The following is a 12,487-nucleotide window of genomic DNA, read 5'->3' as shown; positions in this document are numbered from 1 at the left end:
CGGCCATCTGCGCGCGCTGCCATCTGCGCGCGCTCAGGTTTCGCGAAAGGCCCGCGTGAAGTAATCCGTGAACGGCTTGAGGAAATAGGCCATCGGCGAGCGGTCGCCGGTGCGGAAATACACCTCGGCGGGCATGCCGGGCAAAAGCTCCAACCCCGTCAGCCGCGCGGCCTCGCCGCTGTCCAGCACCACTTCGGCCAGATAATAGCTGACCTGCGTGCGCTCATCGATCACCGCATCCGCCGAGATCCGGGTTACCGAGCCATGCAATTCCGGTGTGGTCCGGCTGGCAAAGGCGGGAAAACGCAACACGACCGGCTGCCCCAGATGCACCTCATCGACATGCAGCGGCGAGACGCGGGCGCTGACCACCAGCGGGCGGTCCTGCGGCACCAGATAGAGCACCGGCTCCGCCGCGCGCAGCACCGAGCGCGGGGTGGTCACCTGCAGCTGATAGACGATCCCCGCCACCGGCGCACGGATCTCCAGCCGCGCGATCTGCTCCACCAGCGACCGCCGCCGCTCGGCCAGTTCCAGAACGCGCGCGCCGATGTCGCGCAGCTGCGTCTCGGCATCCTCGCGCCGGGCCGCCTCCTGCCGCACCATCTCCATGTCGAGTTCCGACAGATGGTCGGTCGCCTGCGCGCGGCTGGCCGTCAGCTCGCCCAGCTGGCCCGAGAGCCGCGCCTCCTCCCGCTCAAGGCTGAGCACGCGGGTGGCCGGTGTCAGCCCCATCTCCAGCAATTTGCGCTGATCGGTCAGTTCGCGCGCGATCAGGTCAATCTGCGTTTGCTGCGCCTGTTGCTGCGCCTCAATCCCGCCGATCTGCGCCTGGCCCTGCGCGCGCCGTTGGCGCAATTGCCCCAGAATCTGCTCAAAGGTTGCGGCGCGGGCGGCGAACAGCCGTTCTTGCCCGCGCCGCAGATCCTCGGCCAGCGCGGGGGCATCATCAGCGGTCAGCGCCGCCGGGAAAGTGACCGATTTCGCACCCCTGCGCTCGGCCTCCAGCCGCCCCTGCCGCGCCAGCAGCTCATAAAACTGCCCCTCGACGATGGCGAGTTCCGATCCAAGCATGCTGCCGTCCAGCCGGATCAGCGGCTGGCCGGTGGCGACCAGATCCCCCTCCTTCACCAGAATTTCGGAAACCACGCCGCCATCGGGATGCTGGACCACCTGACGGTTCAGTTCCACCTGCACCTGCCCCGAGGCGACCACCGCCCCCGAGATCGTGCTCAGACTGGCCCAGCCGCCAAAGCCCGCCACCAACACCACCAATGTCAGCAGCCCGACCAGCAAAGGAACGCGGGCAGACACCAAGGGGACTGCGGGGTCCGAACCACTCATATCGCGCCTCCGACACCCGGCGCGCGGGCAATTTGTTCGGCATTCTGCACCATGCTGCGCAACACCTCATCGCGCGGCCCAAAGGCCCGGCGCATCCCCCCGTCGAGCACCAGCAACAGCTCGCATTCGGCAATCGCCGCCGGACGATGCGCCATGATCAGCACCGCCCCGCCCGCCGCCTTGACCCCGCGGATCGCGGCATTGAGCGCCAGGGTGCCGTCGTTGTCGAGATTGGCATTCGGCTCGTCCAAGACCAGCAGGACCGGATCGCCAAACAGTGCCCGCGCCAGCCCGATCCGCTGAATCTGCCCCCCCGACAATTGCCCGCCCGCGGGCGAGACCCGGGTGCCATAGCCGTTGGGCAGGGCCAAAATCATGTTATGCGCATCGGCCCGCTGCGCCGCCGCCACCACCGCCGCCGGATCGGCATTTTCCGACAGGCGGGCGATGTTTTCCGCGATGGTGCCCTCAAACAGGGTTACCCGCTGCGGCAGATAGCCGATCAGCCCGCCCAGAACATCGGGCGCATATTGATCCAGCGTCGCGCCATCCAGCCGGATCTGGCCCGCCGTCGGGGCCCAGACGCCGCACAGCGCGCGCGCCAAGGTGGTTTTTCCCGCGCCCGACGGCCCGATGACACCCAGCGCCTGGCCCGGTTCGAGCCGGAAGGTGAGCAGGCGCAAGGTCGCCACATTCTGCCCCGGCGGCACGATGCTGATCTGTTGCACATCAAGCCGCGCCTTCGGCCGTGGCAGACTCATCGGGGCCTGCGCCGCGGGCGTCTGCCCCAGCAATCCTGCCAGCCGCTGCCATCCCTCGCGCGCGCGCGCCACCAGCGCCCAACCGCCGACGATCTGCTCCACCGGCGCAAGCGCGCGCCCCATCAGGATTGAGCTGGCGATCATCACGCCTGCCGACAATTCGCCGCGCAGCACCAGCCAGGCGCCCATCGCCAGCATGGCCGATTGCAAAAACAGCCGGAAGGTCCGGGTGAAGACCGAAAAGCTGCTGCCCGTATCCGAGGCCGAGATGGATTCGACCAGTGCCTGCGTCCGCGCCCGCTGCCAGCGGCGGAACCCCGCCGCGCGCATGCCGAGCGCGCCGATCATCTCGGCCTCCTCGCGCAGCTGATCGGCCACCCGCTCTGCCCGGATCCCCGCGACCGTCGCCGACTGCAACGGCTCTTGCGTCATCCGCTGGTTCAACAGCGCCGTCAGCACCAGAACAGCCCCGCCGCCGAGCGCCAGCGCCCCGAGCCAAGGGTGGAACAAAAACACCGCCACAAGGAAGAGCGGCGCGAAGGGCAGATCAAAAATTGCCAACAGCACCGGAGAGGCCAGAAACTTCTGCACCACCTCCAGATCCCGCAGCGCGGCGGCGGCGGCAGGGTCTGCCCCCGGCCCGGCGCCGATATCGGTGCTGCGCCGCAGGGAGGCCGCGAAAACCCGCGCCTCGAGGCGTGCCTGAAACCGCGCCGCGACCCGCGCCATGACCCGCGCCCGGACCAGATCGAGCACGCCCATCACCGCGAACAGGAAGATCACCAGTACGAAGAGGGCGCCCAAGGTTTCAACCGAATGCCCGCCCAGAACCCGGTCATAGACCTGCAGCATGAAAAGGGGGCCGGTGAGCGCCAGAAAATTCACAAATGCCGAAAAAATTGCCACAGCCGCGAAATACCCGCGGCTTTCGGAACGCGCCCGCCGCAACTCAGCCAAACCAATTAAAAAACTGCGCTCGCGCATTCCCCCTCCAACCGGGCATCAAATCAACACTGCAGTGAAATTCAGTGTCGCGGCCTTGTATCACCGCAAAGGCCCTATTATCCCTCTATCAAATTCGCGCATGAAACAGATTAATTTCCGCCAGAGCGGATGAAATCCATTTTGTGCCGCCCCAGCCGGAAAGTACATACCCCGTGCCGCAGATGACCTTCTCGATCCGTCCGCCCCTGATGCTGGCGCTGCTCGCTTTGACAGCCTGCGCCGCACCCAACCCCTCGCAGGAGTTCAACGACCCCTATGAGGGCGTGAACAAGCGCACCCATGCGTTCAACGTGGCGGTGGACCGGGCCTTGTTCTACCGCACGCCGGAACAGCATGCCAAAGGCCTGCCCCTGCCCGGCCCGGTCCTGACCAGCGCCTCGAACTTCGCCAGCAACCTGTCGCTGCCGGGCAAGTTCCTGAACCACATGCTGCAAGGTGAGATCGAGCCGGCGGTCAAGACCACCCTCCGCTTTGCGCTGAACTCGACCCTGGGTCTGGGGGGCCTCTTTGATCCGGCAGGCTCGGATTTCGCCCTGCCCGAGGAAGACACCGACTTTGGCCAGACGCTCCATGTCTGGGGGGCGCCGGAAGGGGCCTATGTGGTCCTGCCGATTCTCGGCCCCTCGACCGAACGCGACGCGGTGGGTGAAGTGGTGGACATGGTCCTCGACCCGCTGGGCAATGTGCTGCCCTCGAAAGAGGCCCGCGCGGTGACCGGCGCCAAGGTGACCGGCAAGGTTGCTGACAGGGAATTGAATGGCGAACTCGTCGATTCAATTCTACATGGCAGCGCAGACAGCTATGCTCAGATGCGCCTACTCTATCTGCAAAACCGGCATTACGATTTGGGCATCGCAACGGAGACCCAAGACTATGACCCATACGAAGACCCCTATGGCCGCTGACCCGAACCGCCGGACGGTGCTGGGCGGTGCGCTGGCCCTCGGGGCGGCGCTGGCCCTGCCGGGGGCAGCTTTCGCGCTGACCGATGGCGAAGCCCGTGCGCTGATCGACCGGGCGGTGGGCGAAGTGAACGCTGTCATCAACTCCGGCAAGCCGGAAGCGGCGATGATTTCGGACTTTGAGAACGTGTTCGTGCGCTATGCCGACCTCGCGGTGATCGCCCAAAGCTCGCTGGGCGTTGCCGCCCGGCAGGCCACCCCGGCGCAACTGCAGGCCTATGCTGCGGCGTTCAAAGGCTATATCGCGCGCAAATACGGCCGCCGTTTCCGCGAATTCATCGGTTCGCGCATCGAAGTCACCGGCTCGAAACAGGTGAAGAGCTTCTACGAAGTCAGCTCGATCGCCTATTTCAAGAATCAGGCCCCGTTTGAGGTGCTGTGGCAGGTGTCGGACAAATCCGGCAAGAACCTGTTCTTCAACATCATCATCGAAGGCGTGAACATGCTCGCCTCCGAACGCACCGAGATCGGCGCCATGCTGGACCAGCGCCGCGGCAACATCGACGCGCTGATTGCCGATCTGCAAAAGCTCTGATCTGCCACGGTCTTGACCAAACGAGGAACGCCGCGCCCCCGGGGACGCGGCGTTTCGCTTTTGGTGCCTGCGGCCCTGAGCTGCGCCCGGCCCTGCGCGCCGCCTGTGGCGGCGCAGACCGCGCCGCGCCAAGGCAAAACCCGCCGCCGGACCTGCGCACCTGCGCAGGATCCGGGGGGTGGCGTCAGCTGTTCCCGGCGCCTTCCCCGCGACGGGAAAGGCCGTTCGTTCGGGGCTACCTGCGACGGGGGCCGAGAATATCCTCCAGCAACCGCTCAATCGGATTGCGTGAGCGTTGCGGCTCTTCGGGCATCTGGCCGCCCTGATCGCCCTGCCAGCCCTGCTGCCCCTGATCGCCCTGCGGCATCTGCTGCCCCTGAACGCCCAGATAGGGCTGGCCGGTGCTCGGATCGATGGCCACGGCACCGCTGTCGCTGCTGACCGTGGTCGTGGGCATCTGCTGGCGCCAACTTTCGGGTGTGGCCATCGGCAGCGGGCTGGGCGCCATCCCGTCCAGCACGCGCTGCATCACCGCATGCCAGATCTCGGCGGGCAGACCGCCGCCGGTCACCCCGGTCAGCGGTGCGTTATCGTCATTGCCCATCCAGACGCCGGTCACATAATCGGCGGAAAAACCGATGAACCAGGCATCGCGCGCCGCCGAGGTGGTGCCGGTCTTGCCCGCGATCTGCCAGCCGGGAATCTTCGCCCGCCCGCCCGAGCCCTTCTCGACCACCTGATTCATCATATAGATCAGCTCATGCGCGGCCTGTTCCGAGATCACCCGCTCGCCCATGCCGCCCGCCTGGCCGATCAGCGGCTGGTCGTCGCCCTTCAGCCGCAGATCAAGAATGCCATAGGGCCGCACCGAGCTGCCGCCGTTCAGGATGCCCGCATAGGCACCTGTCATCTCCAGCAGCGTCGATTCCGAGGCGCCCAGCGCCAGCGCCGGACCGCTGGCCAGATCCGAAGCGAAGCCGAAATTCTCGGCCACCTGCTTCACCGCCTCGCGGCCCACCGCCTCCTGCACCCGCACCGCGGCAGTGTTGATCGAATGCGCCAGCGCCGTGGTCAGCGTGATCGAGCCGAGGAACTCCCGCGTGTAGTTCTTGGGCGACCAGGGCCCCGAGCCGGGCACATTGATCGTCAACGGCGCGTCCAGCACCATCGTGTCGGGCGTGTAGCCCATGTCGAGCGCCGCCGCATAGATGAAGGGCTTGAAGCTCGATCCGGTCTGCCGATGCGCCTGGGTCGCACGGTTGAACGCGCCCGAGACCTTGCTTTGCCGTCCGCCCACCATCGCGCGCACCGCGCCATCGGCGGACATCACCACAACGGCGGCCTCGGCCTTGGAGCCTTCCTTGACCTTGTTCTCGAACACATCCGCCAGCGCATCCTCGGCCGCTTTTTGCAGCCGCTGGTCCAGCGTGGTGCGGATGATCACATCCTCGGTGGTGTCGGTGGTCAGGAAATCCGGGCCGCTGTCCATCACCCAATCGGCGAAATAGCCGCCCGCCCGGGCCTGCGCCGCCGCACTCAGCACCGCCGGATGCGCCAGCGCATCGGCATATTGCTTGTCGGTCAGATAGTTCTGATCGTGCATCAGCCCGAGCACCAGCGCCGCGCGGTCCTGACTGCGCTTGAGATTGGCCGTCGGCGCGTAATAGGACGGCGCCTTCAGCAGCCCCGCCAGCATCGCCGCCTCGGCCGGGTTCACATTGGCCGCCGATTTGCCGAAATACCGCTGGCTCGCCGCTTCAAAGCCGCGCGCGCCTGCCCCCAGATAGGCCCGGTTGAAATAGATGGTCAGAATATCCGCCTTGGAATATTTCATCTCCATCGCCAGCGCATAGGGGATTTCCTTGATCTTGCGCTTCACCCCGCCCGAGCGACAGTCTTCCTCATAGGCGGCTTCGGTCTTCCATTGCTTGGGATCATAGGGCACGCCGAGACAGAGCAGCTTCGCCACCTGTTGCGTGATGGTCGAGCCGCCGTTGCCCTCCAGCGGACCGCGCCCCTCGGACAGGTTGATGCGGATCGCGCTGGCGATGCCGCGCGGGCTGACCCCGAAATGCCGATAGAAACGCCGGTCCTCGGTGGCGACGATCGCGTCACGCAGATAGGGCGAGACATTGTCCGAAGTGGTCTGACCGCCAAAGGTCTCGCCGCGCCAGGCAAAGACCTTGCCCTCATTGTCGATCAGCGTGACCGACCCCCGGGTGCGCCCGTCGAGCAGCGCCGAAAGCTCGGGCAGCTGGGTGTAGAAGTAATAGCTGCTTCCCCCCAGCACCAGCGCGATCATGAAACCAACGCGCCAGCCGATGCCCCAGACCAGCCGCCAGATCATATTGACCAGCCCGACCACCAGCGCCACCAGCGGGTTGCGTTTGGGCGCCCGTTTGCGCGGGGATGCCCGTTTCACCGGCGGCTTGCGCCCGCCGCCGGAGCCGCCACCGGTTCCGCTGCCTTTGCCCGTGCCGCCGCCTGCACCACCCCCGGAGCCACCGCCCCTTTTGGGAGCAGGCTTCTGCGTCGTGCGGGCGCTTGCCGTCGTATAGCGCCTGTCTGCCACCAACGGCCCGCGCCGCTCATCCCACTGCCCCATGCGTCCATTCCGGTTCATTGCTCGATTTTGCGACAAGATACATGGCGCGTCCGTGCTTGTGGAGGGGATGCCCATCACGATTCGGTTTTCAATAAGTTTATTTTTTAGGCACTATCTGTAGTTTGTGCATTTTTTGTGCAATCAATGTCATTTCCTGCCCCTCCCCCCCCTTGGCTTTTCTTGTCACAGCCCTGTGAAACGGGCCAATTGGCCGGGTAGACAGCCCCGGGCCACGGTCAGGGCGCGCTGCCAGAGGAAGGGACAAGTCGTGAAACTCATCATTGCAGCAATCAAGCCGTTCAAGCTCGAGGAGGTGCGCGAAGCGCTCACCACCATCGGCGTGCGCGGCATGATGGTGACCGAGATCAAGGGCTTCGGCTCGCAATCGGGGCACACCGAAATTTACCGTGGCGCAGAATACGCGGTCAATTTCGTGCCGAAGGTCAAACTGGAAATCGTCGTGGCCGACGCACTGGCCGAGACCGTTGTCGAGACGATTCAGAAAACCGCCAAGACCGACAAGATCGGCGACGGCAAGATTTTCGTGATGGACGTGGACCAGGCGGTTCGCGTGCGCACGGGCGAAATCAACGACGACGCGCTGTGACGCTTCGGGTGAGGGGAAGTGAACCAATGAAAAATCTGACGAAACTTGCAAGTCTGTCCGCGCTCGCGGCGCTTGCTGCCGCCGTTCCGGCGCTGGCGCAGGACGCGGCAACCGCCGCGACCGATGCAGCCGCAGCGGTGGCCGAAGTCGCGGCGCCGACGGTCGACAAGGGCGACGTGGCATGGATGATGACCTCGTCGCTGCTCGTGCTCTTCATGCTGATCCCGGGCCTGGCGCTGTTCTACGGCGGCCTCGTGCGCACCAAGAACATGCTGTCGATCCTCATGCAATGTACCGTGATCGGTGCGATGGTCATGGTGATCTGGGTGGTCTACGGCTATTCCTTCGCTTTCGGCGGCGGCACCTCGCCCTTCTGGGGCGGCCTGGGCAAACTGTTCCTGGCGGGCGTCACCACCGACAGCCTTGCGGCGACCTTCTCTGACGGCGTGGCGATTCCGGAATATGTGTTCATCGCCTTCCAGATGACCTTTGCGGCCATCACCCCGGCGCTGTTCATCGGTGCCTTTGCTGAGCGCATCAAATTCTCGGCCGTGCTGCTGTTCTCGGCCCTCTGGGTGACCTTCGTCTACTTCCCGGTGGCCCATATGGTCTGGGACGGCGCAGGCGTGATCTTCAACATGGGCGCCATCGACTTTGCAGGCGGCACCGTGGTGCACATCAACGCCGGTATCGCCGCTCTGGTGGCCTCGATTGTGATCGGGCCGCGCGTCGGCTTCGGCAAAGACATGATGGCACCGCATTCGATGACCCTGACCATGGTCGGCGCGGCGATGCTGTGGGTTGGCTGGTTCGGCTTCAACGCCGGTTCCAACCTGGAATCAAACGCTGGTGCGACCCTCGCGATGATCAACACCTTTGTCGCCACCGCTGGCGCGATCCTGGCCTGGTGCCTGATCGAAGGGATCTTCCGCGGCAAGGCCTCGGGTCTGGGCGCCGCTTCGGGCATGGTTGCTGGCCTGGTGGCCATCACCCCGGCTTGCGGCACCATCGGTCCTGTTGGCGCAATTGCTTTGGGCGCAGTCGCCTCGGCGGTCTGTTACTTCTTCGTCTCGGTCGTGAAAAACAAATTCGGCTATGACGACAGCCTCGATGTGTTCGGCGTTCACGGCGTGGGCGGCATTATCGGCGCGATTGGGACCGGCATTTTGACCTCGCCGAGCTTCGGTGGCGTAGGTTACGAAGCATTTGCCGGTAGCATGGGCGCACAGGTAATCGTGCAGATCAAAGCCGTGGCGATCACCATCGTCTGGAGCGGCATCGGCTCGCTGATCCTGCTCTACATCACCAAGGCCATCACCGGCCTGCGGGTGGACGTGGAAACCGAGCGCCGCGGCCTCGACCTCGCGTCGCATGGCGAAAGCGCCTACCACAACTGATCCTGCCGATCGGCAGCACGGAAAAGGCCCGGAGCATCGCTCCGGGCCTTTTTCATGTCACGGGCCTGCGGTCCGGGGCCATCGTCGCCCGCAGGGGCGTCACTCCATGTGAATGGCCTCGGCAGGGGCGCTTGTCGCCGCCTTGGGGCCGCGCAGGAAGAACACGAGGGGCATCGCCGCCAGGGTCACCAGCATCATCAGCTTGAAATCATCGACATAGGAAATCATCAGCGCCTGCGCATTGACCAGAGAATCGAGGTTCTTGTAGCTGGCCAAGGGGCTGGCCGCGTTGAGCACCTGCCCCAGATTGGGGTTGAACGGGGTGAGTTGCCCGGCCAGTTCGGCATGGTTGATCTGCACATTCCGCACCAGCATCAGCGACACCACCGAAATGCCGATGGAAGAGCCGATGTTGCGCACCAGGCTGAAGAGCGAGGTGGCATCCGCGCGATAGACCGGCGCCAAAGTCGCGAAAGCGATGGTCGAGAGCGGCACGAACACCAGCCCCAGCCCCAGCCCCTGAATGACCCCGCTGAGGATGATCAGCCGCGCATCCATCTGCGGTGAGAATCCGGTCATGATCTCCAGCGACCAAGCGGTCAGGATCAGCCCTCCCACCACCAGAATCCGGGCATCAACCATCCGCACCAATTTGCCCACGATCAGCATCGAGATCATCGTCCCCACTCCGCGCGGCGCCATGACGATGCCGGTGGTGATCACCGGATAGCCAAAGATCCCCGAGAGCATCGGCGGCAACAGCGCAAGGCTGGCCAACAGGATGATCCCGATGACGAAGATGAAGACAAGCCCGGTGACGAAATTGCGGTCCGCGAAGATGCCGGGGTCGATAAAGGGCTTCTCTGCCCCTGCGATGTGCACGCCAAACACCCAAAAGCCGGTGATCGACAGCGCCAGTTCGATCCAGATCTCGACCGAATTGAACCAATCGACCTCGGCCCCCCGGTCCAGCATCAGCTGCATCGCGCCCACGCCCAAAGCCAGCATGAAAAAGCCAAAGAAGTCAAAAGCCCGCAGACGCTTCTGGATGGCGGGCAGATAGGCCGAGCAGCCCAGAAAGGCCAGAATCCCCACCGGCAGGTTGATGAAGAACACCCAGCGCCAGTTCATCGTTTCGGTCAGCCAACCGCCCAAGGTGGGGCCGATGATCGGGCCGACCATGATCCCCGCACCCCACATCGCCATGGCCGAGCCGTGCTTTTCCTTCGGGTTGATGTCGAGCAGGAAGGTCTGCGACAAGGGCACGATGGCCGCGCCGAAAAACCCCTGCAGCATGCGGAAAAGCACCATCGTCTCGAGGCTCCAGGCAACGCCGCAGGCCATCGAGGTCAGCACAAAACCCGCGACCGAGACCAGAAACACCTGCTTGCGCCCGAACCGGTCCGAGAGCCAGCCGGTCATCGGCGTCACAATGGCGGCTGCCACGATATAGGAGGTGAGCACCCAGTTGATCGTGTCCTGCGAGGCGCCAAGATCGGCCCGCATCGACGGCAGCGCCACATTGGCGATGGTGGTGTCGAGCACCTGCATGATCGTGGCCAGCATCACTGACAGCGTGATCAGCCCGCGGTGCGGGAAATCATCGCTGTCGGCGGCCGCGGTTGCGACCGCGCCGCTCATTTCCCGGCCACCTCAGTCACATCCGAGATCAGCGCCGCGAGTTTCGTCTGCCGGTGCGTGTCCACGGTCACCGTCGCCGACATGCCCGAGCGCAGATCGGCCATCGCCTCCGGCGCGCCGTCCAGCCGCAGCCGCACCGGGATCCGCTGGGTCACCTTCACCCAGTTGCCGGTGGCGTTTTGCGCGGGCAGCACCGAAAACTCCGCCCCGGTTCCGGCCCCGATCGCCTCGATCACCGCGTCAAAGCGGCGGCCCGGAAAGACGTCAAAGGTAACTTCGGCCTGTTGCCCCGGCAGCAGGTCCTCCAGCTGGGTTTCCTTGAAATTCGCCTCCACCCAGGAATCGCCGGTCTCGACCAGCGCGAAAAGCGCGGTGCCTACCGTCACATATTGCCCCGGTTTGAACGAGGCCGCCTGATAGACCACCCCATCCGCCGGGGCGCGCACCGTGGTCAGGCCCAGATCATAGGCCGCCTGATCGCGCGCCACCTGCGCCGCAATCACGCTCGGATGGTCCTCGGGCTTGATGTCGGGCGCACCGCCCAGAGCCGCCAGCGCCGCCTGCACATTCTGATGCGCGGTGCTCAGCGCCTCCTCCGCCGCCGAAGCGGTATGGCGCGCCTCATCCAGCGTGGAGGTGCTCGACACCCCCTTGCCGGTCAGCGAGACCTGCCGCTCCAGCTCGGAGGCCTCATAGGCGGCGGTATCGGCTGCGGCTTTTTCCTGCGCCACGGCCACGGCATAGGCGGCCTTCAGCTCCGCTATCCCCATCCGCGCCTGCGCCAGCGCAGCATCGGCCTGCGCCAGTGCCAGCCGGAAGGGCTCGGCATCAACGGTGAACAGGACTTCGCCCTTGTGCACATGCTCGTTGTCCGAGAATTCGACCGCCGTCACCCGGCCCGCGATTTCCGACGCGACCGAGATCCGCGCCTGCCGCAGATTGGCATTGTCGGTCTCTTCATAGCGCCCGCCGGTCAGCCAGAAATACCCGCCGCCGATTAACAGCGCGAGCGGCAGCGACAGCATCAGCCATTTGCGGGACTTCTTCTTGGGGGTGGCGGCGGGGGCGACGGTTTCAGCGGTCATGTTCGGTCTCATTCACACAAGGAGGGAGGCAGCCGGTCTCGTCGTCCGACGCCAAATTCGCGATGATGGTCTTCAGCACCCGCATCAGGACGGCGCGTTCCTCGGCGGGGATGCCGGTCTGGGCCTGTTCATAGACCCCCTCGGCGCGGCCGCGCAGATCGGTGTACAGCGCCAAAGCCTTCTCGGTCGGCACGATCACCTTGGCGCGGCGGTCCTGCGGATCGGGCTCGCGCGTGACCCAGCCCGATTCCTGCATCCGGTCCACCAGACGCGACACGGAAATCGGCTCGATCTCCAGCCTTTCGGCCAGACGCGCCTGTGTGGCCCGCCCGATTTTTGCCAGTTGCACCAACAGGCGCCATTGCGCCGATGAGAGGCCGAGATCAGCCGCAGCGGCCTCAAACCGGCGGCGGATCAGGCGGCTTGCATCATGGAGCAGCAGGCCAAGACTGTCGGGAGCGTTGTTTTTCATAAGCGCCGTATAATATAAGCAGGCTTAGCAAATCAAGCCCGATCTGAACCCCGGAGTTCAAAATGGAAAAGCC

At 65.0% G+C, this 12,487-nt stretch carries 11 protein-coding genes; 5 read left to right on the top strand and 6 right to left on the bottom strand.

The features are described 5' to 3' along the window. Positions 1 to 33: 33 nt before the first annotated feature. Positions 34 to 1,344: an HlyD family type I secretion periplasmic adaptor subunit gene (locus ACEN2S_RS04155; protein WP_441862757.1), complete on the bottom strand. Its 1,311-nt coding sequence runs from the start codon at positions 1,342 to 1,344 to the stop codon at positions 34 to 36. Beyond that, a complete protein-coding gene (locus ACEN2S_RS04150; protein WP_441862754.1) occupies positions 1,341 to 3,089 on the bottom strand; it encodes a type I secretion system permease/ATPase in 1,749 nt (582 codons plus the stop codon). Before ACEN2S_RS04150 ends, ACEN2S_RS04155 begins: the two co-directional genes overlap by 4 nt. On the opposite strand from ACEN2S_RS04150, the gene ACEN2S_RS04145 reads away from it, so the two are divergent. The 3 genes from ACEN2S_RS04145 to ACEN2S_RS04135 are packed head-to-tail and all read left to right on the top strand — an operon-like array spanning position 2,971 to position 4,607. Continuing rightward, positions 2,971 to 3,222 carry a hypothetical protein gene (locus tag ACEN2S_RS04145; protein WP_441862935.1) on the top strand — a complete coding sequence of 84 codons (252 nt, stop codon included), beginning with the start codon at positions 2,971 to 2,973 and terminating at the stop codon, positions 3,220 to 3,222. The two genes, ACEN2S_RS04150 and ACEN2S_RS04145, sit on opposite strands and share 119 nt — an antisense overlap. A 49-nt stretch (positions 3,223 to 3,271) precedes the next feature. Next, complete coding sequence (locus tag ACEN2S_RS04140) at positions 3,272 to 4,015, top strand: MlaA family lipoprotein (RefSeq protein WP_441862922.1); 744 nt, start codon at positions 3,272 to 3,274, stop codon at positions 4,013 to 4,015. Next, the gene (locus ACEN2S_RS04135; RefSeq protein WP_441862751.1) at positions 3,984 to 4,607 is read left to right on the top strand and encodes an MlaC/ttg2D family ABC transporter substrate-binding protein; all 624 of its coding nucleotides are present in this window, start codon (positions 3,984 to 3,986) and stop codon (positions 4,605 to 4,607) included. The genes ACEN2S_RS04140 and ACEN2S_RS04135 overlap by 32 nt, the downstream gene beginning before the upstream one ends. 235 nt (positions 4,608 to 4,842) lie before the next feature. Here the strand turns inward: ACEN2S_RS04135 and ACEN2S_RS04130 are convergent, their stop codons facing one another. Further along, a complete protein-coding gene (locus ACEN2S_RS04130; RefSeq protein WP_441862920.1) occupies positions 4,843 to 7,212 on the bottom strand; it encodes a transglycosylase domain-containing protein in 2,370 nt (789 codons plus the stop codon). A gap of 268 nt (positions 7,213 to 7,480) precedes the next feature. Between ACEN2S_RS04130 and ACEN2S_RS04125 the strand changes: the two genes are divergently transcribed. Further along, positions 7,481 to 7,819, top strand: a complete 339-nt coding sequence (locus tag ACEN2S_RS04125; RefSeq protein WP_441862748.1) for a P-II family nitrogen regulator — start codon at positions 7,481 to 7,483, stop codon at positions 7,817 to 7,819. Positions 7,820 to 7,845: 26 nt separating this feature from the next. After that, on the top strand, positions 7,846 to 9,216 hold the full coding sequence (locus ACEN2S_RS04120) for an ammonium transporter (protein ID WP_441862745.1): 1,371 nt from the start codon (positions 7,846 to 7,848) through the stop codon (positions 9,214 to 9,216). A gap of 99 nt (positions 9,217 to 9,315) precedes the next feature. Here the strand turns inward: ACEN2S_RS04120 and ACEN2S_RS04115 are convergent, their stop codons facing one another. Genes ACEN2S_RS04115 through ACEN2S_RS04105 form a run of 3 tightly spaced genes read right to left on the bottom strand, consistent with a single transcriptional unit; the run spans position 9,316 to position 12,414 of the window. Further along, on the bottom strand, positions 9,316 to 10,857 hold the full coding sequence (locus ACEN2S_RS04115; RefSeq protein ID WP_441862742.1) for a DHA2 family efflux MFS transporter permease subunit: 1,542 nt from the start codon (positions 10,855 to 10,857) through the stop codon (positions 9,316 to 9,318). After that, positions 10,854 to 11,942, bottom strand: coding sequence for an HlyD family secretion protein (locus ACEN2S_RS04110; RefSeq protein WP_441862739.1), 1,089 nt, complete (start codon positions 11,940 to 11,942; stop codon positions 10,854 to 10,856). Before ACEN2S_RS04110 ends, ACEN2S_RS04115 begins: the two co-directional genes overlap by 4 nt. Beyond that, on the bottom strand, positions 11,932 to 12,414 hold the full coding sequence (locus tag ACEN2S_RS04105; RefSeq protein ID WP_441862736.1) for a MarR family winged helix-turn-helix transcriptional regulator: 483 nt from the start codon (positions 12,412 to 12,414) through the stop codon (positions 11,932 to 11,934). Before ACEN2S_RS04105 ends, ACEN2S_RS04110 begins: the two co-directional genes overlap by 11 nt. Positions 12,415 to 12,487 lie beyond the last annotated feature (73 nt).

Origin of the sequence: Phaeovulum sp. W22_SRMD_FR3, assembly GCF_052113705.1 — a bacterium.
Lineage (GTDB): Bacteria > Pseudomonadota > Alphaproteobacteria > Rhodobacterales > Rhodobacteraceae > JBGQOG01.
Note: the sequence above shows the minus strand (reverse complement) of the source record. Positions and strands in the feature narration are given on the sequence as shown.